Origin of the sequence: Shimia sp. Alg240-R146 (assembly GCF_947331465.1) — a bacterium.
Classification (GTDB): Bacteria; Pseudomonadota; Alphaproteobacteria; order Rhodobacterales; family Rhodobacteraceae; genus Shimia.
In genome coordinates this window covers 1,497,627-1,516,316 of record NZ_CAMZOK010000001.1, presented here as the reverse complement: position 1 = coordinate 1,516,316, position 18,690 = coordinate 1,497,627, and the positions used below count along the sequence as shown (strand labels likewise).

18 protein-coding genes are annotated in these 18,690 nt (G+C 57.4%); 11 read left to right on the top strand and 7 right to left on the bottom strand.

Annotation, left to right across the window (positions count from 1 at the left end; all coding sequences use genetic code 11):
* Positions 1-116: 116 nt before the first annotated feature.
* The 7 genes from PG871_RS07300 (at position 117) to PG871_RS07270 (ending at position 7,080) form a co-directional block, all read left to right on the top strand.
* Entirely contained in the window at positions 117-1,106 is a 990-nt protein-coding gene (locus tag PG871_RS07300; protein WP_270727801.1) for a BMP family lipoprotein, read from the top strand.
* A gap of 84 nt (positions 1,107-1,190) precedes the next feature.
* Positions 1,191-1,547, top strand: coding sequence for a molecular chaperone GroEL (locus PG871_RS07295; protein WP_270727799.1), 357 nt, complete (start codon positions 1,191-1,193; stop codon positions 1,545-1,547).
* Positions 1,544-3,121 carry an ABC transporter ATP-binding protein gene (locus PG871_RS07290; RefSeq protein WP_270727798.1) on the top strand — a complete coding sequence of 526 codons (1,578 nt, stop codon included), beginning with the start codon at positions 1,544-1,546 and terminating at the stop codon, positions 3,119-3,121. The genes PG871_RS07295 and PG871_RS07290 overlap by 4 nt, the downstream gene beginning before the upstream one ends.
* Positions 3,114-4,208, top strand: a complete 1,095-nt coding sequence (locus PG871_RS07285; protein ID WP_270727795.1) for an ABC transporter permease — start codon at positions 3,114-3,116, stop codon at positions 4,206-4,208. Before PG871_RS07290 ends, PG871_RS07285 begins: the two co-directional genes overlap by 8 nt.
* On the top strand, positions 4,208-5,218 hold the full coding sequence (locus PG871_RS07280) for an ABC transporter permease (RefSeq protein WP_270727792.1): 1,011 nt from the start codon (positions 4,208-4,210) through the stop codon (positions 5,216-5,218). Before PG871_RS07285 ends, PG871_RS07280 begins: the two co-directional genes overlap by 1 nt.
* Positions 5,219-5,398: 180 nt before the next feature.
* A complete protein-coding gene (locus PG871_RS07275) occupies positions 5,399-6,313 on the top strand; it encodes a sulfite exporter TauE/SafE family protein (protein WP_270727790.1) in 915 nt (304 codons plus the stop codon).
* Positions 6,313-7,080 carry a TIGR02186 family protein gene (locus PG871_RS07270; protein WP_270727789.1) on the top strand — a complete coding sequence of 256 codons (768 nt, stop codon included), beginning with the start codon at positions 6,313-6,315 and terminating at the stop codon, positions 7,078-7,080. The genes PG871_RS07275 and PG871_RS07270 overlap by 1 nt, the downstream gene beginning before the upstream one ends.
* An 11-nt stretch (positions 7,081-7,091) precedes the next feature.
* Here the strand turns inward: PG871_RS07270 and PG871_RS07265 are convergent, their stop codons facing one another.
* From PG871_RS07265 to PG871_RS07255, 3 genes are read right to left on the bottom strand one after another with little or no spacing between them, the layout of a single operon-like run.
* On the bottom strand, positions 7,092-7,310 hold the full coding sequence (locus PG871_RS07265; protein ID WP_270727787.1) for a DUF6500 family protein: 219 nt from the start codon (positions 7,308-7,310) through the stop codon (positions 7,092-7,094).
* 1 nt (position 7,311) lies between these two features.
* Entirely contained in the window at positions 7,312-8,040 is a 729-nt protein-coding gene (locus tag PG871_RS07260; protein WP_270727785.1) for an SDR family oxidoreductase, read from the bottom strand.
* Entirely contained in the window at positions 8,037-9,569 is a 1,533-nt protein-coding gene (locus tag PG871_RS07255; protein ID WP_270727782.1) for an ATP-dependent DNA helicase, read from the bottom strand. The genes PG871_RS07260 and PG871_RS07255 overlap by 4 nt, the downstream gene beginning before the upstream one ends.
* Before the next feature lie 174 nt (positions 9,570-9,743).
* Here PG871_RS07255 and PG871_RS07250 point away from each other — a divergent pair, with 174 nt between their 5' ends.
* On the top strand, positions 9,744-10,367 hold the full coding sequence (locus PG871_RS07250; RefSeq protein WP_270727779.1) for a hypothetical protein: 624 nt from the start codon (positions 9,744-9,746) through the stop codon (positions 10,365-10,367).
* Between the two features lie 110 nt (positions 10,368-10,477).
* Here the strand turns inward: PG871_RS07250 and ccrA are convergent, their stop codons facing one another.
* Together ccrA and PG871_RS07240 are read right to left on the bottom strand one after the other, a co-directional pair.
* A complete protein-coding gene (gene ccrA, locus PG871_RS07245) occupies positions 10,478-11,764 on the bottom strand; it encodes a crotonyl-CoA carboxylase/reductase (protein ID WP_270727777.1) in 1,287 nt (428 codons plus the stop codon).
* Between the two features lie 148 nt (positions 11,765-11,912).
* Positions 11,913-13,274 carry a 1-acyl-sn-glycerol-3-phosphate acyltransferase gene (locus PG871_RS07240; RefSeq protein WP_270727775.1) on the bottom strand — a complete coding sequence of 454 codons (1,362 nt, stop codon included), beginning with the start codon at positions 13,272-13,274 and terminating at the stop codon, positions 11,913-11,915.
* A gap of 195 nt (positions 13,275-13,469) precedes the next feature.
* Here PG871_RS07240 and PG871_RS07235 point away from each other — a divergent pair, with 195 nt between their 5' ends.
* The 3 genes from PG871_RS07235 (at position 13,470) to deoD (ending at position 16,797) form a co-directional block, all read left to right on the top strand.
* The gene (locus tag PG871_RS07235) at positions 13,470-15,449 is read left to right on the top strand and encodes a protein meaA (RefSeq protein ID WP_270727772.1); all 1,980 of its coding nucleotides are present in this window, start codon (positions 13,470-13,472) and stop codon (positions 15,447-15,449) included.
* Positions 15,450-15,636: 187 nt separating this feature from the next.
* Positions 15,637-15,957, top strand: coding sequence for an H-NS histone family protein (locus PG871_RS07230; protein ID WP_270727770.1), 321 nt, complete (start codon positions 15,637-15,639; stop codon positions 15,955-15,957).
* A 135-nt stretch (positions 15,958-16,092) separates the two neighbouring features.
* The gene (gene deoD, locus PG871_RS07225; protein ID WP_270727767.1) at positions 16,093-16,797 is read left to right on the top strand and encodes a purine-nucleoside phosphorylase; all 705 of its coding nucleotides are present in this window, start codon (positions 16,093-16,095) and stop codon (positions 16,795-16,797) included.
* Between the two features lie 263 nt (positions 16,798-17,060).
* Here deoD and PG871_RS07220 read toward each other — a convergent pair whose 3' ends face one another.
* Both PG871_RS07220 and PG871_RS07215 read right to left on the bottom strand, forming a co-directional pair.
* Entirely contained in the window at positions 17,061-17,582 is a 522-nt protein-coding gene (locus tag PG871_RS07220) for an NADAR family protein (RefSeq protein WP_270727765.1), read from the bottom strand.
* Between the two features lie 252 nt (positions 17,583-17,834).
* Positions 17,835-18,689, bottom strand: a complete 855-nt coding sequence (locus tag PG871_RS07215) for an urea carboxylase-associated family protein (protein WP_270727762.1) — start codon at positions 18,687-18,689, stop codon at positions 17,835-17,837.
* Between the last annotated feature and the right edge of the window lies 1 nt (position 18,690).

Here is an 18,690-nt window from a genome sequence, read left to right as displayed (position 1 = left end):
CAAAATTCAGTTGACCCTTCGGGGCGCTGTGGCCTTACTTGCACGATGATCCTTCGGGATTGAACAATTGGGACGGCAAATAAACGACCGCCCCGCTACTCAAATGGGAGACATTCATGAGCCTCATGCACAAATTCCTCGGCGCAGCCGCTGCCGTTGCCCTGTCCGCAGGCGCAGCTCTGGCAGAGCCAGCGCTGATCTTTGACCTTGGCGGCAAATTCGACAAATCGTTCAACGAAGCCGCCTTTGGTGGCGCGACCCGTTGGGCCGAAGAAACCGGCGGCACGTTCCGCGAAATCGAACTGCAGTCCGAAGCTCAGCGTGAGCAGGCTCTGCGTCGTTTTGCTGAAGCTGGCGCCAACCCGATCGTCATGACCGGTTTTGCCTTCGGCAACGTTTTGTCCGAAGTTGCACCTGACTATCCTGACACCAAATTTGCAATCATCGACATGGTTGTAGATAGCCCCAACGTTCGCTCCGTTGTATTCAACGAGCACGAAGGCTCCTACCTTGTTGGCATGATGGCCGCTCAGGCCTCCAAATCCGGCACCGTTGGTTTCATCGGCGGCATGGACATTCCTCTGATCCGCAAATTCGCCTGTGGCTACGTTCAGGGCGTCAAAGCCGTGAATGCAGACGCAACCGTGATCCAGAACATGACCGGCACAACACCTGCCGCATGGAATGACCCGGTAAAAGGCTCCGAGCTGACCAAAGCGCAGATCGCGCAAGGTGCAGACGTTGTATACGCAGCGGCCGGTGGCACAGGCGTTGGTGTTTTGCAGACCGCAGCGGATGAAAACATCCTCTCGATCGGCGTGGACTCCAACCAGAACTACCTCCACTCCGGCAAGGTTCTGACTTCCATGATGAAGCGCGTGGACAATGCTGTTTATGACGCAATGACCGCTGGTGTTGATCTGGAAACAGGCTTCAACGTCATGGGCGTTGCCAACGGCGGCATCGACTACGCCATGGACGAGCACAACGCGTCGCTCGTGTCTGCTGACATGAAAGCATCCGTGGACATGGCCAAAGGCAAAATCGCTTCCGGCGAGCTGGCAGTGCACGACTACATGTCCGACAACACCTGCCCGGTGGAATAAGACACGCTCACCGGCCTAGCGCCGGGGTTGAAAATCGGGGCCGTGCCACTGCGGCGCGGCCCCATCCACTCACAAAGGCCCGCCATGACACACGCGATTGCAAGCTTCTTCGCCGCATGGGGCGAAGCTGACGCGGACATCCGCAGCACGCAGCTGAAACAGACGCTGTCCTCCCAGATCTCCTATGCCGATCCTCGCGCGCCCGACCCGATCACCGACATCCAAGCGGTCATCGACTACGTCGGCACGTACAGCCAGTTCGCCCCCGGCGCGACGGCTGAAGTGGTGGCGCAAAGCGAGACCGCAGGACACCTGCGTGCGACCGTCGCCTTCCGTATGGCGGACGGCACCGAGCAATTGGGCCAATATTATATAGACCTCGATGACCAATCCCGGATTTCCCGCGCGGTTGGCTTTGCAGGAATCGGAGCACCTGAATGACCGCACCGGCGATTGAATTAAAAGGCATCTCCAAAGCCTTTGGCCCTGTTCAGGCCAACAAGGACATCTCGATCTCGGTCCAGCCCGGCACGATCCACGGGATCATCGGCGAAAACGGCGCGGGCAAATCCACGCTGATGTCGATCCTTTATGGGTTTTACAAAGCCGACGCTGGCGAGATCTTCATCAAGGGCCAGAAAACCCTGATCCCCGACAGCCAAGCCGCCATCAAGGCCGGCATCGGCATGGTTTTCCAGCACTTCAAGCTGGTCGAGACCTTCACGGTTCTGGAAAACATCATCCTTGGTGCCGAAGACGGCGCGATGCTCACAACCTCGCTGGGCAAGGCCCGCAAGGAACTCAAGCATCTGGCCGAAGAATACGGTCTTAACGTCGACCCTGACGCGGTGATCGAAAATCTGTCCGTTGGCCACCAGCAGCGCGTTGAAATCCTCAAGGCGCTCTATCGCAAGGCTGAAATCCTTATTCTCGATGAGCCCACCGGCGTTCTGACACCGGACGAAGCAGATCAGCTGTTCCGCATCCTGGACCGGCTGCGTGAAGAAGGCAAAACCATCGTCCTGATCACGCACAAACTGCGTGAAATCATGGACACCACCGACACCGTGTCGGTGATGCGCCGTGGCGAAATGACCGCCACTGTAAAGACCGCCAACACCTCGCCCGAAGAACTGGCCGAGCTTATGGTGGGCCGCAAAGTGCTTCTGCGCGTCGACAAAGTTGCGGCAAACCCTCAAGAAACTGTACTCAATATCAGAGACTTGCGGGTCGTTGATGAAAAAGGCGTCGAGCGAGTCAAAGGCATCGACCTGCACGTACGCGCCGGAGAAATCCTCGGCATCGCCGGTGTGGCTGGCAACGGTCAAACCGAACTGCTCGAAGTGCTCGGCGGCTTTGCCCACGGCACAGGCGTGATCGAAGTGAACGGCGCCGAAATCCCTCTGACGGGTCACGGTGCTGATGGGCAAGCCCGCCGCGCCGCCGGCATCAGCCACGTACCCGAGGATCGCCAGCGCGAAGGCCTGATCATGGAATTTTCCGCTTGGGAAAACACCGTGTTTGGCTATCATCGCGACCCCGCGATCCAGAACGGCCCCGTGATGGACAACGCCGGAATTCAGGCCGAAGCGCAGGAAAAAATGGACCGCTTTGACGTGCGGCCCCCAAACCCCAAACTCGCTGCAAAAAACTTCTCCGGTGGCAACCAGCAGAAAATTGTTCTGGCCCGTGAAATCGAGCGCAACCCGGACCTGCTCCTGATTGGTCAGCCGACCCGAGGCGTCGACATCGGCGCCATTGAATTCATCCACCAGCAGATCGTCAAACTGCGCGATCAGGGCAAAGCCATCCTGCTTGTCTCGGTGGAACTGGAAGAGATCATGTCGCTGTCAGACCGCGTTGCGGTGATGTTTGACGGCCACATCATGGGCGAGCGCGACCCTGCTCAGACCAACGAACGCGAACTCGGCCTCCTGATGGCCGGTATTACTGACACCTCCGCTGTTGCCGATGCCGGTGATGGCGCTGCTGAGGAGGCTCTCAACGATGGATAAGATGCCTAAATGGGCCGACATCGTCCTGATCCCGCTCATCTCCTTGCTTCTGGCCGCGTTTTTTTCGGCTTTGGTCATTCTGGCCATCGGTGAAAACCCGATCGAGGCGCTCAAGCTGATGATTGACGGCGCTTTGATGCGCTCGGCTGGCTGGGGCTACACGCTCTATTATGCCACCAACTTCCTGTTCACCGGCCTTGCTGTGTCGGTCGCCTTTCACGCCCGCCTGTTTAACATCGGCGGCGAAGGTCAGGCGATGATCGGCGGTCTCGGCGTGGCGCTGGTGTGCCTCTACATACCTTGGCCACACTGGTCGCTTGCCATCCTGGGCGCTTCCGTTGGCGCCGCCTGCTTTGGCGCTCTCTGGGCGTTGATCCCCGCCTATTTTCAGGCCAAACGCGGCAGCCACATCGTGATCACCACGATCATGTTCAACTTCATCGCAGCCGCGCTCCTGAACTATGTTCTGGTGGAACTGCTGCGCCCTGTTGGGGCGATGGACCCGGCCTCGGCCAAATTCCCTGCCGCCACCCACCTGCCCTCGTTTCAGGACATGTTCTCCACCGCCGAAACCCCGATGTTCCGCGGTGCACCGGCCAACGTGACCTTTTTCCTTGCGATGGCGGCTTGTGTGCTTGTCTGGGTGCTGATCTGGCGCACCCGTCTGGGTTATGAGATCCGCGCCTTTGGCCAATCGGAAACTGGTGCCAAATATGCGGGCATCAGCCCGGTCAAGATCACCGTGGTTGCCATGCTGATCTCTGGCGCGCTGGCGGGCATGATGTCGGTCAACACCACCATGGGTGAAACGGAACGCCTGATCCTGAACTCCACCGAAGGGGCCGGCTTTATTGGCATCGCCGTGGCGCTGATGGGCCGCAATCACCCGTTCGGTGTGTTCCTCGCCGCGATCCTGTTTGGCTTCCTCTACCAAGGCGGCGCAGAACTGGCGCTTTGGACATCGATCCCACGCGAATTGATCGTGGTTATTCAGGCGCTGGTGATCCTCTTCACCGGAGCCTTGGACAATATGGTGCGCGAACCCGTTGAAAAAATCTTCATCGCGATGCGCCGGAGGAACACCTGATGGACTTTCTGACACTACTTCAGGTTCTGGACACCACCGTCCGCCTCGCCACTCCGCTTCTGCTGGCCTGTCTTGCCGGTCTCTATTCGGAACGCTCCGGCGTTGTTGATATCGGGCTTGAGGGCAAAATGCTCGCTGCGGCGTTCTTCTCGGCAGCTGCTGCCTTCTACTCAGGCAACGCCTGGGTCGGCATGCTCGCAGGCATCGGCGCTTCCGTGGCGCTGGCAACAGTGCACGGTCTGGCATCGATCACCTTCCGTGGCAACCAACTGATCTCAGGTGTTGCGATCAACTTTCTCGCCGCAGGCATGACAGTTCTGGTTGCGCAAAGCTGGTTCAAACAAGGCGGACGTACCCCGTCCCTGACAGGCTCTGCAAGGTTTGAACCAATCGACCTGCCCTTCGCCATTGGCCTACCTGACGCCGAGGCGGCAGGCCGACCGCTGAGCCAGATGATCGCCGAAGCCGGTCCCCTGCAACAGTTCTACTCCGAACTGATCTCGGGCCACTCGATTTTGGTGTATCTGGCGGTGCTCACCGTGCCGCTGACATGGTGGTTACTGTTCCGCACGCGCTTTGGTCTGCGTCTGCGTGCTGTGGGCGAAAACCCGGCCGCCGTGGACACCGCTGGCGTGTCAGTGGTCTGGCTGCGCTACAGCGCGGTGCTGATTTGCGGCGTGCTGTGCGGCGTCGCCGGTGCTTACCTGTCGACTGCTCTTCAGGCCGGCTTTGTCAAAGACATGACCGCCGGTCGTGGCTTTATAGCGCTCGCCGCCCTGATCTTTGCGAAATGGCGTCCGGTTTACGCACTTTGGGCCTGCCTGCTCTTTGGTCTGTTCCAAGCGTTGGAATTGCGGCCTGACATCATCACAAACCTGACCGGTCTCAAGGTTCAGATTCAGCTGCTGGGCGCCCTGCCCTACATCCTGACCGTGGTGATCCTCGCGGGCTTTATCGGCAAGGCAATCCCGCCAAAGGCCAGCGCCGAGCCCTACATCAAGGAACGCTGACAGCTGACCGACAATTTACTCGACAAAGCCCCGCCCGCGGCACTGCAGGCGGGGCTTTTTGAACTGGCAGCGCTCTGATACGCACAAATAAGTCCAGATTGACCCCAATGATCTGTCCTGTGGGCGTTTTCTCTGTCCCGCGTGGTTGCAAAGCCCCGCCCGCTAACGCTATCAAAAACTATGCAGATCTACCTTCCCATCGCCGAAGTCTCTGTGAACGCCTTTCTGCTCTTGGGCATGGGCGGCTTGGTTGGCATTTTGTCGGGCATGTTTGGTGTAGGTGGCGGCTTTCTGATGACGCCGATCCTGTTCTTTATAGGCATCCCTCCCGCTGTGGCTGTGGCCACCGAAGCCAACCAGATCGTGGCTTCGTCTTTTTCGGGCGTGCTGGCGCATGTCAGGCGACGCAACGTGGACTTCAAGATGGGCACTGTGTTGCTTGTCGGAGGCCTTTTCGGGGCCGCGCTTGGGGTTGTGGTCTTTAATTACCTGAAATCGCAGGGCCAAGTCGATCTGCTGGTCAAGCTCTGTTACGTGGTCTTTCTTGGCGTGATCGGCTCTTTGATGTTTGTCGAAAGCCTGAACGCCCTGCGCAAGTCGCGCAACAACGTCCCGCCCACCCGCAAGAAACACAACTGGATCCACGGCCTGCCGTTTAAGATGCGCTTTCGCGTGTCTGGCCTGTATATCTCCGTGATCCCCCCGATGGTCGTCGGCGTCTTTGTCGGCATCCTGTCTGCCATCATGGGCGTTGGCGGCGGCTTTATCATGGTGCCCGCGATGATCTATCTACTGGGCATGCCGACCAAAGTTGTGGTCGGCACCTCGCTTTTCCAGATCATCTTTGTCACCGCATTCACCACGCTCTTGCACGCCACCACCAACTTCACTGTGGATATCGCGCTTGCGGTGCTCTTACTTGTTGGCGGCGTGATCGGCGCGCAGATCGGCACGCGCCTTGGCACCTATCTCAAAGCAGAACAGCTCCGCATCCTTCTGGCGCTTCTGGTGATTGCCGTCTGTGCCAAACTGGGCCTTGATCTCTTGCTGCAACCCACCGAGCTGTTTTCGCTCGGCGCGTCAGGAGGCCACTGATGCTTCTGCGCAGCCTTATCCTCCTGTTGCTGACACTCGTGACCCTTCCGGCCCGTGCCGAACAAGTCGTGCTGGGCCTCAGCCAAGACAAAGTCGCCATCACGGCCACGTTCAACGGCAAGGAAATCCTGCTGTTTGGCGCGGTCAAACGTGAAGAGGCCATTCAGGAAACCCCGCCACTGCAGGTGGTGATTGCGGTCTCCGGCCCAACCGGCCCTATCACTGTGCGCCGCAAGGAGCGCCGGTTTGGCATCTGGGTCAACACCGACGCCGTCGAAGTCGACACCGCGCCGAGCTTTTATGCCGTGGCCACATCCGCGCCCTTCTCCGAGGTGCTCTCCAACGTTGAAGATCAGCGCCACAAAATCTCCATCCCGCTTGCGATCCGCTCTGTCGGCGCGCCAATGGATGTCGCCAACCCCCAAGATTTCACCGAAGCCGTGATCCGCATTCGCCAGAACGAGGGCCTTTATCAAAAGCTCGACGGCGCGGTGCGGTTTGACGAACAAACCCTGTTTCGCACAACCATCCAGATGCCCGCAAACCTGACCGAAGGAAATTATCCCACGCGGATTTTCCTGACCCGCGGCGGCAATGTGGTGTCGCAATTTGAAACCGTGATCAACGTCAACAAAGTTGGGCTGGAACGCTGGCTTTACGATTTGTCACGTGAAAACCCGCTGTGGTACGGCCTGATGTCGCTGGCCATCGCCATCGCTGCCGGCTGGGGCGCATCTGCTGCGTTTTCGCTGCTAAGGCGCGGATAGCCCCTAAGGCGCTATTGTCCTGCGACAATCAAAGCCCGAATTTTTACAGCCTTCTCAAAGTGATCAAGCTGGTGGGTTTTAATCCACCAATGCGCAGCTTCCCATAGCAAATCCGGGTCGTCGTTTTTGTTGGCAAAAAATGCATAGAACGACAATCCCACTGCATCGCCCTTTGCCACTATTTTGCGGTCACAAATTTGAATAGCCTTTGCGCGCAAACTCTCCCGCATTCTAACCCCGCCCGATAAAGGGCATTTTGGTCGCCATCACCGTCATGAACTGCACGTTGGAAGCCAATGGCAACTCCGCCATATGCAAAACCGATTTCGCCGCATCCGTTACGTCCATAGTGGCAATCGGGTCTTTGCCCTGAGCCGCCAAAGCGTCATTCAAACCCGCCACCATATCCGTGGCGGCATTGCCAATGTCGATCTGTCCGCAGGCGATGTCATGGGGCCGTCCGTCAAGCGACAACGTGCGCGTCAGGCCGGTAATGGCGTGTTTGCTCATTGTGTAGCAGACCGATCCTTCACGCGGCACATGCGCAGAAAGGCTGCCGTTGTTGATGATCCGCCCGCCCTTCGGGCATTGTGCGCGCATCTGTTTGAACGCCAATTGCGCCGCCACGAACATGCCCCGCACATTGACGGACATCACCTCGTCAAAACCGGCCAGCGGTACCTCATCGATGCTGCCGGCAGGGCCAAACAGGCCAGCGTTGTTAAACAGCGCATCCAGCCGGCCGGCCTTGCCGACAAAGCGCTCAAACGCCGCCGCCATCGCCGCCTCATCGCTCACATCGGCCTCAAGCACCACGGCACCCTCACGCCCCTCGGCCACCGCCGCCAGCCTCTCCGTACTTCGCGCCAACAGACCCACACGCCAGCCCGCATCCAGAAACATCTCAGCAGTCTTGCGGCCAATCCCCTGACTGGCCCCAGTGATGATAATGCTTTTCATGACGCGTCCTCCTGCACTTCCAAAGTCAACGGCACCGGCGCCACCGCCAGATCATCGACCTGCAAATCATAGGTCGGCTTGGCCAACCGGTTCCTGACGACCCAATAAAGCCGCTCACTCGCCCGCGTGATCGCCACATAAGCCAGCCGCTTCCACAACGGTTGGCCCGCCTCAATCCGGTTCATGCGGGCCGCCACAAACAGGTCCGGCGCGAACACCTGTACGTTTTCCCACTGGCTCCCCTGCGCCTTGTGGATCGTCACCGCAGCCCCATGCAAAAACGTCGCCCCCATGCGGGCCGCAAATGGAATAAACGGCTCTTCCTCGTCCGGTTTTTCGATCTTCACAATCGACGCCGCCGACACCCGAGGGTCTTCTGCGCCCATCACGTGAAGCCGCGAAAACCCCGGTTTGCGCCCGGGGCCGAGGTACACAACCTGCGCCCCTTTGATCAGCCCGCGTGCCTCAAGATCCAGCCGCTTTTTGCGGTGTTTCATCGGCAACTCAATGCCGTCGCAAATCAACGGCTCACCTTCCAGCAATTCATCCTCGGGTGCGTGATGCACCCGCCGGAATGCCTCGATTAACCGAATGCGCGTCGCATTGCGCCACACCAGAACCGGACTGCGCGCCATCAGGTCCACTTCAACCCGCTGCCCCAGTATCACGCGATCATCCTTGCGTGACACGTCCTCAATCATGCGTTCAAAATCCTGAAACGTCAGTTCCGGATCAGCCAGCGCATGCGCCAGATCCAAAATCGGATTGTCCGCGTCCTGCCGGTGGATGCGCTCCAGATTGTAGACCGCCGGCGCTGGCAACTTGTCAAACACCATTGCGCCGGACTGGTTCACGGGCGCCAACTGCGCCGGATCGCCAAACAACACCAGCGTGCTGAAAATCTCTTTCAGATCGTCATACTGCTTGTCATCGAGCATCGAGCTTTCGTCGATGAACCCGATATCAAGCGGATCATCGCGCCGCTTCCAGCCGGTGATGAAATCACTGCCCCGCAACCCCGCTGCCGCCAGCGCTCCGGGGATGGATTTGTGCAGCTTGTAAAACGCCGCCGCCCGGTCCAGCGCGTCATCCGTCAGCCCCTCAATCTCGGGCCGCTCACCATTTTCCGCCAACCACTCCGCGATCTTTTCGTATTCTGGGTCATAGACGGGCGTATAGATGATCCGGTGGATCGTCGTCGCTGGCACGCCGCGCATCCGCAACACACTTGCTGCTTTGTTGGTGGGTGCCAGAATGGCCAGCGTGCGTTTGTCTTTCTTGCGCTTGCCTTCATAGTCGCCCGACACGATGTCCACGCCCGCCGCTTCCAGCGCTTTGACCATCTCGGCCAACAACAGCGTCTTGCCCGATCCGGCTTTGCCAGTCACCGCCGCAATCGCCTGTTTGCCTTCGGTGGCGGGCGTCAGAATGCCATCGTCCAAATCCACCCCAAGCCCCTTGAGCATGGAAGAGATATTGTCAAAGGCCTCGGCCTGATCGTGGCTGAATGTAACGGAAGTGCTGCTCATGGCGCGACCCTATATTGGGCGGCGGATGGGGGCCAGCGGGTTTCTCGCCTGCACGGAAAGGAGCCTTAATTCAGAACCCAGGAAGCTTCGTGTTACTAACGAAGTCGACACAAGAATCGCCGCCTCTCAAACGCGGAAACTTGCAACCTTTTTGAAAAATGCTCGGCTTGAACTATGATCCAAACTCATCGCTCCCAACTCATTCCACTTTCCGACCACTTCAGAGACGAAGAATTGAAGAACCTTCAAGTTTTTCATAGCCGCTTCGTTGAGCTGTGGGAAAACTTTGAAGACTTAAAAGCGATGGGGTTTAATTTGAACGGCGGTCATTATCGAGACAAACACAACAAAATTCAAACTACTGCAGATTTGGGTGTCTCCCGATTTCGACTAAAGGGTTTTTTGGTGGATTACCGGCACTTTGATCATCAAAATGAACCCGCATATTTCAATTCAATTGTGAACAAAATCCGTCAGCGTTGTCGTGATGCTGACGTGACGGCTTTGTTGGATGAGAACCAAAATCATTGGAGGGAGGCTGGCGTTTTGCGAGGTTGGAGCAACGAATTCTCGGCAAATCAATTTTTGCAAGCCATGTTTGGTGAAGACCTTTTTCACTCAAACCCAAAAGGCCAACGAAAGGTTCGGATGAGGGAAATTGAAGCCAAACTGTCTTCTGATGCCATTTGGTACGAAATCGCAATGATGGCTTATGACCGTTTGCTCGTAGTCAGAAACTTGAATTGGATCCTCCATCCTGTCTATTCTGGCAGGTGCGAGTTACAGATTCCACACTAAAGATCTTTCCCAAATTCCCCATTTCCCCAAAAACAAAAACCCCCCGAGCCTTGCGACCCGGGGGTAAGTCAACAAACGGGGGAAAACCGTTCAGACCAATCTCATATGGCTCACTTGCCAGCGTCGAGCACGTCTTCCAGCGTACGCAGACCCGTCTTGGGTGCCTGCACCAGAACCGACATGTTGCCCGGCTTGTGCTCATTGCGCAGCATCTTCATGTGCGCATCCGGCAGTTCCGCCCAAGGGAAGACTTCGGACATGCATGGGTCCAGACGACGCTCTACCATCAACTTGTTGGCGGATGCCGCCTGCTTGAGGTGGGCAAAGTGGCTGCCCTGCAGACGCTTCTGGTGCATCCACATGTAACGCACGTCAAACGTACAGTTGAAGCCCGAGGTACCGGCGCAGATCACAACCATGCCGCCCTTTTTCACAACAAAGGTGGACACAGGGAAGGTCGCCTCGCCGGGGTGCTCAAACACCATGTCGACGTTGACGCCTTTGCCGGTGATGTCCCAGATGGCTTTGCCGAATTTGCGCGCCTCTTTGAACCACTCCGCATATTCCGGTGTGTTCACTGTGGGCAACTGGCCCCAGCAGTTGAAGTCCTTGCGGTTCAGCACGCCCTTGGCGCCCAGATCCATCACAAACTCGCGTTTGTCCTCATCCGAGATCACGCCAATCGCGTTTGCACCTGCGGTGTTGATCAGCTGGATCGCATAAGAGCCCAGACCGCCGGACGCGCCCCAAACCAGAACGTTCTGGCCGGGTTTCAGGTCGTGCGGCTCGTGGCCAAACAACATACGGTAAGCGGTCGCCAGTGTCAGCGTGTAACACGCGCTCTCTTCCCAAGTCAGGTGCTTGGGACGTGGCATCAGCTGCTGCGCCTGCACACGTGTGAACTGCGAGAACGACCCATCAGGTGTCTCATAGCCCCAGATGCGCTGGCTGTCGGAATACATCGGATCGCCGCCGTTGCACTCTTCGTCGTCGCCGTCATCCTGGTTGCAGTGGATCACAACTTCGTCGCCAACTTTCCAGCGCTTCACCTTATCACCAACGGCCCAAACGATGCCCGCTGCGTCGGATCCCGCAATGTGATACGGCTGCTTGTGCACGTCAAACATGGACACCGGAACACCCAGACCGGCCCAAACGCCGTTGTAGTTCACACCGGCAGCCATCACCAGAACCAGCACTTCGTGGCTGTCCAGCGTTGGCACGTCTACAACTTCTTGCAACATCGCCTTGTCGGGCTCGCCCTGACGCTCACGACGGATTGCCCATGCATACATCTGCTTGGGCACGTATCCCATCGGTGGGATTTCACCCACCTCATAGAGGTCTTTTTTGGGAGCGTCATAAGACGCAATTGCGCTATCGGTATCCAGAGCCATGAGTGCCTCCAACTGTTGATGTTGCCGCGATGCAGAATCGCGCTGTCTGACCATGAAATATCGACGGAAAGGTAATATTGCAACTACACTTGATGCAATTTTGAAATTTTATAACCCAGCAGTCGCAGCAATTAATGCTGCATCTGCACTATTCCTTCAGCAGATGCGCGATGGAATTGGCATAAAAAGAAAGTAAATCGCGCCGTTCGGGGTTGGCTTCAAATGTGCCGTTTTGGCGCAAAATGACGCCGCGTTCTACCAATATGCGCAACCCCGCTTCGGTCGCGTAGCTCAGATCGCCGCGTGGCAAATGGATGTGCTCGTTGGCCAGCTTTTGCATCCAGCCGTCATAGGCTGCCTCAATCGCACTTCGGCTCAAAGGGCCGTCGCTGGCTTCTATGATCGCGGCAACCATCGGCGCCGGAAGCACCGGCACCACGTCGTTGATCCGCCCCATCAACTCGCGCGCAAGAGGTTTCGCCAATTCCATGTCAAGGCCGTCGCTAAACTCCGACAGCGACAAAGGCCGCCCGAAACTCACCGCCGCATAGCCAAACTTGTGATACTTGCCCCGCAGCCGCAACCAGATCTGTTTGAAGAAGAAGCCCGCAACAACACTGATCTTGGCGTCAAACCTCCGCCCGCCCGACGCGTTGGCATTAAGCAAAATCCGGTCTTCCAGCACGCGGTCATAATTGAGCGCCACCGGCACAAACACCACGTCCCGCCCACCAGGCTCAAACGTATCGGTGATGTATTTGAGCAATCCCAGCTTCGGTTGCTGCGGCGCCCCATCCAAGCTCAACCCGCCTTCGGGGAACATGGCCTGCGACACACCACCTTGCGTGGCCAGCCGCACATAGGCCGCCAGAACCTTGCGATACAGTGCATTGCGCGACTTGCGCCGGATGAAATAGGCGCCCATCGCCTTGATCAACCGGCTCAACGGCCAGACCCGCGCCCATTCCCCCACCGCATAAGCCAAGGCTGACCGCTGCGCCGCCAGATAGGTCACCAGAACGTAATCCATGTTGCTGCGGTGGTTCATCACAAAGACCACGGTGGCGTCTTTGGGAATGGCGTTGATCCCGTCCTCGTCAAAATGCACCAGCCGCACTCGATACAAGGCCCGGCTCAGAAACCGCGCCAACCGAATGGCAAACCCGAAATAGGCCGAGGCCGAAAACGACGGAACAATCTCGCGCGCATACCGTTTGGCTTCTTCAAAGGCGACGTTCTCCGGCACGCCTGTTTCCGCCGCATGTTCGGTCACCGCCTGCGCCACATCGGGCTGATAAATCAACCGCTGGATCATGTCGTAGCGCCGCGCCAGCTTGAACGGCTCAATCGGCCGCTCCAACCGCTCGTTCAGCCGCGCCACAGCCTTCTCCATCCGGCGGCGGAAAAACCAACGCACGGAGGGAAACAAAAAGTGACTCGCCGCCGTGACCGCCGCAAACAGCATGATCAGGATAAACAGCCAGATAGGTAATTCGACAGTCTGCGTCATGGCTCACCCTTGCAACGCTTCGTGCGCGCAGTAAACAAGAAATCTCCGTTAGCTTTCGCGCGCGCGCCCGCGCGACCCCACGTCTCACCTCGCCGCAATGCAGCAAAATCGCTTGCATATGAAATTTCGTGCAACTAGGTTCTCACGCAACAATATTGCCCACCGTGTTCTTCACAGTGATTCAGGAGGCCCCAGATGTCGCAGACGCAGCAAGACCGCACCAAGGACCGCCCGTGGTTGATCCGCACCTATGCCGGCCACTCCACGGCCACCGCGTCCAACGCGCTTTACCGCTCTAATCTGGAAAAAGGTCAGACCGGCCTTTCGGTGGCGTTCGATCTGCCCACACAGACCGGATACGACAGCGATCACATCCTGTCGCGCGGCGAGGTGGGCAAAGTCGGCGTGCCCGTAAGCCACTTGGGCGACATGCGCGCGCTGTTTGACCAGATCCCGCTTGAGCAGATGAACACCTCGATGACAATCAATGCCACCGCGCCTTGGTTGCTCTCTCTTTATATCGCTGTCGCCGAAGAACAGGGCGCCGATGTCACCAAGCTTCAGGGCACCGTACAAAACGACCTGATCAAGGAATACCTCAGCCGCGGCACCTACATTTGCCCGCCTGAACCCAGCCTCAAGATGATCGCGGATGTGGCCGAGTATTGCTATACCAACGTGCCTAAATGGAACCCGATGAACGTCTGTTCCTACCACCTGCAAGAGGCTGGCGCGACGCCCGAGCAGGAACTGGCCTTTGCGCTGGCCACCGCCATCGCCGTGCTGGACGCGCTCAAGCCGCGCGTACCTGCCGAAGACTTCCCCGCGCTCGCGGGGCGTATTTCCTTCTTTGTGAATGCCGGTATTCGATTTGTTACCGAGATGTGCAAAATGCGCGCCTTTGTTGATTTGTGGGATGAAATTCTGGAAACCCGCTATGGCGTGGAAAACCCTAAATACCGCCGCTTCCGATATGGAGTTCAGGTAAACTCTTTGGGTCTCACTGAACAACAACCCGAAAATAACGTTTATCGCATTCTGATTGAAATGCTAGCGGTAACGCTCTCCAAAAAGGCGAGGGCCCGCGCCGTGCAATTGCCCGCGTGGAACGAAGCCCTTGGCCTGCCGCGTCCATGGGATCAGCAATGGTCCATGCGGATGCAACAAATCATGGCATTTGAAACCGACTTGCTGGAATTTGACGATCTGTTTGACGGCAATCCCGCCGTCGACGCCAAAGTCGAAGACCTCAAAGAGGGTGCGCGCCATGAATTGTCCAATCTGGAAAGCATGGGCGGCGCAATTGGCGCTATCGACTATATGAAGTCCCGCCTCGTGGACAGCAACGCCGACCGCCTTGGCCGCATCGAGGCCGGCGAAACCGTCGTCGTAGGCGTGAACAAATTCCAGAAGGGCGAACCTTCGCCCCTGATGACCGGCGATGGCGGCATTATGGTTGTGGACCCCGCAGTGGAGCAGGAACAGATCTCTCGCCTAAATACATGGCGTTCTGAGCGTGACACTGCCGCTGTGGAAAAAGCCCTCGCCGATCTGCGGGCAGCTGCGGCCAATGGCGACAACGTCATGCCCGCCTCTATTGCAGCAGCCAAGGCCGGTGTCACCACCGGCGAATGGGCCGCGCAGATGCGCATGGTCCACGGAGAATATCGTGGCCCCACAGGGGTCTCCGGCGCCCCGTCCAACAAAACCGAAGGTCTGGACGAGTTGCGCGCAGCGGTCGACACCGTGTCCGACAAACTGGGCCGTCGCCTGAAATTCGTGATCGGCAAGCCAGGTCTTGATGGCCATTCCAACGGCGCTGAACAGATCGCTTTCCGGGCGCGTGACTGCGGTATGGACATTACGTATGACGGCATTCGTCTCACACCAGAGGAAATCGTGGCCACCGCGCTGGAAGACGAGGCGCATGTGGTGGGCCTGTCTATTTTGTCTGGTTCCCACATTCCGTTGATCGAGGATCTGATGCAGCGCATGCGTGAGGCCGGGCTGGGCGACAGACCGGTGATCGTTGGCGGCATCATCCCCGACGAAGACGCGGATCGTCTGCGGGCAATGGGTGTGGCGCGGGTCTATACGCCCAAGGATTTTGAACTCAATACGATCATGGCCGATATCGTGACATTGGCTGATCCCAAATCAGTCGCCGCCGAATAGGCCGGTTACCCAAATCCGATATGCAATTTTGAAACGCCTCGCAATCTGATCGTAGCGGGGCGTTCTATTTTGCAAAAATAACAGAAAAACGCGTCTTTCCGAAAGAAACTGACACAAATAACAACTTGTGCCTTCCAAGCGGAATCGTCGAAATGGACGTAAGGTCAATTAAAAGGATGGTATTGGCATGAATCTGGGCAAAAAATCTTATGAAGAATTGCAATTGATGTTGGCGGAAATCGACGTCGAATTAAAAAAGCGCGAAGCGGACCGTCGCAAAGATGCGCTTAAAGCCGTCGAAGATGCCGCCGAAAAATTCGGCTACTCTCTGGCCGATCTGGCCGCAGCCACCGGCCTTGGAAAACGCCGTGGCTCCCTGAACAAAGGTGTGCCCAAATACGCCGACCCCAAGGACAAGACACGCACCTGGACCGGCAAAGGTCGCAAACCAAAGTGGTTTGACGAGGCTTTGGCCGCAGGCGTGGCCCCCGATCAGATGGAAATCTGATCCCGCCTTTGGCGTCGTCTAACGCAATTACGTCGGAGTTCCTGCAAGTCTCTTGCCGAATTAGGGCTTGAACACCGGCGGCGCTTTGCGGCATCTGGTCACTCTGGATAAAACGTCAACAAAAGGGGTCGACCCATGACAGTGCATATTGGCGCCAAACCCGGCGACATCGCAGAAACCGTTCTTTTGCCGGGCGACCCTTATCGCGCCCGCTGGGCAGCGGAGAATTTTCTTGAGGATGCGGTCTGCGTAAACGAAGTGCGCGGCATGCTGGGCTTTACCGGCACCTACAAGGGCAACCGTGTCACCATCCACGGCTCTGGTATGGGGATGCCGTCACTGTCGATCTATGTGAACGAGCTCATCAAAGACTTCGGCGCCAAAACCCTGATCCGCATCGGCTCAGCAGGTGGCATGCAAAAACATGTCAACGTGCGCGACGTGGTCATCGCAATGACCGCCTCGACCCTGTCGACCCCCTCACGCGGCATCTTCAAAGAGCTCAACTTCGCCCCTTGTGCCGACTACGGCCTGCTGCGCGCGGCGGCGGATGCAGCGGCTGCCAAGGGCACGCCAACGCACGTTGGCGGCATCTACAGCTCGGACGTGTTTTATGACGAACGTCCCGACCTGAACGAACAGATGGTGCGCCACGGCATTTTGGGCGTCGAGATGGAAGCCGCGGAGCTTTACAACCTCGCGGCCCGTCACGGCGTGCGTGGTCTCGCAGTGCTGACCATTTCCGACCACCTTCTGACCGGTGAGGCCTTGCCATCCGAGGACCGCGAAAAGAGCTTTGGCGACATGGTCGAAATCGCGCTCGAGGCGGCCTTCGCCTAAACCACGCGCTCCCGCTCTCCGGTTGGGCATGGCTCATCTCCTACCGGAGACGAGCCTGACGCATCCTGACACGACAACGCCCGCCCCGTTTACCGGTGCGGGCGGTTGTTTTTCGCTATGCCTCATTTGGCGTTGGCCCCGGCAATCTCAAAAGCAGACATTGGGCTAACCGCGGCGAACTCTCACTTTGAGCCCTTTGTGCTTAATGCTGTGGAATACACCAGTGACCGCTTTTGTCACTGAGCTGGAGTTCTTCAATCACCTTATAATGAGTTTGATGAAATCTGGACAATCTCATCGGGAAAGGTTGCCCTTAACTCATCTCGTACTTTGGTTAGGATGTCCCCCAGAAGGTTTTGCCCAGGCCAATGCGCCTCGGGTGTTACATCGGCGACGGAAGCTTCGAGCCCGATACCCCAAATGGTATCTACCGGACTGGCTTCCACTAGTTTGCGTTCTCCGGTCTGGAACAGTTTTCGCCGAAGCCCTTTGTTCTGCCGAAACTTCTCTAGGTTAATTCGGTAGACAATCTCATATTTGCTATCATTCCATACCGCTTCGCTAAATTTTTCCACCCGCCGCCCCAACGCTTTTTGCCGCCCAGGATCGGCGGTTTCTAATATCAGTGCGGCCGTTTCCTCATCGTCGAATAAGATTGCCTTCGAATACATCATGGCTTGTTCAGCCGTTACAAAGCTGACGCCGTCGAGCTCAAATTCGGAACGCTGCCACTGACTAAAGGGGCCAGACCAATAAAAATGATATTTGCCATCGGTTGAATTCATGCCGCATCGTTTACCAGTTCTGTGGGCAAACCTCTAGCTTGTTTAAAACGCAGGATTTTTACCTCAGCAGTCCTTCGCGTAGCCGCAGCGAATTTACGGTTTGTCCGCAAAACGCAACTAAGTCCAAACTGTGGCGAATGACCAGCCCCCTGTGAACAACTCTGTTTGCGGATACACCCTTGTTCTTTGGCGCACACTCACCGACGTGGTGCCGACGCCATGCCGATAGGCCAGATCGTGTAAATTCCGCTGTTAACCTTGCGATGTTCCGTGGCTGCGATCATAGGCGTTGACCCGCGGAGAACTCCAACCTTCCAAAGCACCGACGGGCGGTGCAAAAACCTCCACCAACAGCGGGTGACAAGCCGCCACATCAGAGCTGTGCTCGGCACTGCAATCGCCACCCGGACAGGCGCTCAGCCCACCCAACAGGTCTATCTCGGCCAAAAACTCCAGATAGTCGCCGGGCCGCACCGGGCTGGATTTCATGAAATATTGTCCGGTGTCGCGGGTGAAACCTGTGCACATAAATACGTTCAAAACGTCATGTACGTGCCCTTCTGCCTCGTGCAAAGGCAATCCCGTGTGATCCGCCAAGGCCCGTGTCAGATTGGAATGGCAGCAATGGTGATATTGGTTTTCATTCAACAGGTTAGACGTATAGGGATCACACCGCGTTCCGATCACATCATGCACCGATCCACCGTATTCATCGATGCCGTACCAACCCAGCGTATCCGCAACGATTGTCGCCATGGGGCGCAATGTCGGAAAGCTCGACCACAACTGCTCACCGGTCGTCACATGTGTGCCATGCAGCGCCCGCGTCTTGCCGGAATAAAACCGCTCTGACAGGTCGTTCAGGTTCCAAAAGTTCAGGTCCCCCACCTGCGGACCCTCAACCGAGGTGATCCGCACGAAATGCCCAGCGGGCACTTCAAAACAACGCGCATCGCGGGCAGGAACCAAAGTTTCCGACACCTTTCTCGCGCCTTGCCGCGCAGCCTGATACAGCGCCATCGGCACCTCATGCAGCGTGTCATTGGGATAGCAGATCACCGGCTTGATAGCCCGCCGTTCTTTGGCGTCGTCTGGCATCTGTGTCATC

What these genes read in the sequence shown, in the direction of transcription:
- PG871_RS07240 (WP_270727775.1), bottom strand. Translation starts at nt 13,274, where the DNA reads ATGACGCAGACTGTCGAATTACCTATCTGGCTGTTTATCCTGATCATG.
- ccrA (WP_270727777.1), bottom strand. Translation starts at nt 11,764, where the DNA reads ATGGCTCTGGATACCGATAGCGCAATTGCGTCTTATGACGCTCCCAAA.
- PG871_RS07290 (WP_270727798.1), top strand. Translation starts at nt 1,544, where the DNA reads ATGACCGCACCGGCGATTGAATTAAAAGGCATCTCCAAAGCCTTTGGC.
- PG871_RS07255 (WP_270727782.1), bottom strand. Translation starts at nt 9,569, where the DNA reads ATGAGCAGCACTTCCGTTACATTCAGCCACGATCAGGCCGAGGCCTTT.
- deoD (WP_270727767.1), top strand. Translation starts at nt 16,093, where the DNA reads ATGACAGTGCATATTGGCGCCAAACCCGGCGACATCGCAGAAACCGTT.
- PG871_RS07215 (WP_270727762.1), bottom strand. Translation starts at nt 18,689, where the DNA reads ATGACACAGATGCCAGACGACGCCAAAGAACGGCGGGCTATCAAGCCG.
- PG871_RS07230 (WP_270727770.1), top strand. Translation starts at nt 15,637, where the DNA reads ATGAATCTGGGCAAAAAATCTTATGAAGAATTGCAATTGATGTTGGCG.
- PG871_RS07270 (WP_270727789.1), top strand. Translation starts at nt 6,313, where the DNA reads ATGCTTCTGCGCAGCCTTATCCTCCTGTTGCTGACACTCGTGACCCTT.
- PG871_RS07275 (WP_270727790.1), top strand. Translation starts at nt 5,399, where the DNA reads ATGCAGATCTACCTTCCCATCGCCGAAGTCTCTGTGAACGCCTTTCTG.
- PG871_RS07295 (WP_270727799.1), top strand. Translation starts at nt 1,191, where the DNA reads ATGACACACGCGATTGCAAGCTTCTTCGCCGCATGGGGCGAAGCTGAC.
- PG871_RS07260 (WP_270727785.1), bottom strand. Translation starts at nt 8,040, where the DNA reads ATGAAAAGCATTATCATCACTGGGGCCAGTCAGGGGATTGGCCGCAAG.
- PG871_RS07250 (WP_270727779.1), top strand. Translation starts at nt 9,744, where the DNA reads ATGATCCAAACTCATCGCTCCCAACTCATTCCACTTTCCGACCACTTC.
- PG871_RS07285 (WP_270727795.1), top strand. Translation starts at nt 3,114, where the DNA reads ATGGATAAGATGCCTAAATGGGCCGACATCGTCCTGATCCCGCTCATC.
- PG871_RS07300 (WP_270727801.1), top strand. Translation starts at nt 117, where the DNA reads ATGAGCCTCATGCACAAATTCCTCGGCGCAGCCGCTGCCGTTGCCCTG.
- PG871_RS07235 (WP_270727772.1), top strand. Translation starts at nt 13,470, where the DNA reads ATGTCGCAGACGCAGCAAGACCGCACCAAGGACCGCCCGTGGTTGATC.
- PG871_RS07265 (WP_270727787.1), bottom strand. Translation starts at nt 7,310, where the DNA reads ATGCGGGAGAGTTTGCGCGCAAAGGCTATTCAAATTTGTGACCGCAAA.
- PG871_RS07220 (WP_270727765.1), bottom strand. Translation starts at nt 17,582, where the DNA reads ATGAATTCAACCGATGGCAAATATCATTTTTATTGGTCTGGCCCCTTT.
- PG871_RS07280 (WP_270727792.1), top strand. Translation starts at nt 4,208, where the DNA reads ATGGACTTTCTGACACTACTTCAGGTTCTGGACACCACCGTCCGCCTC.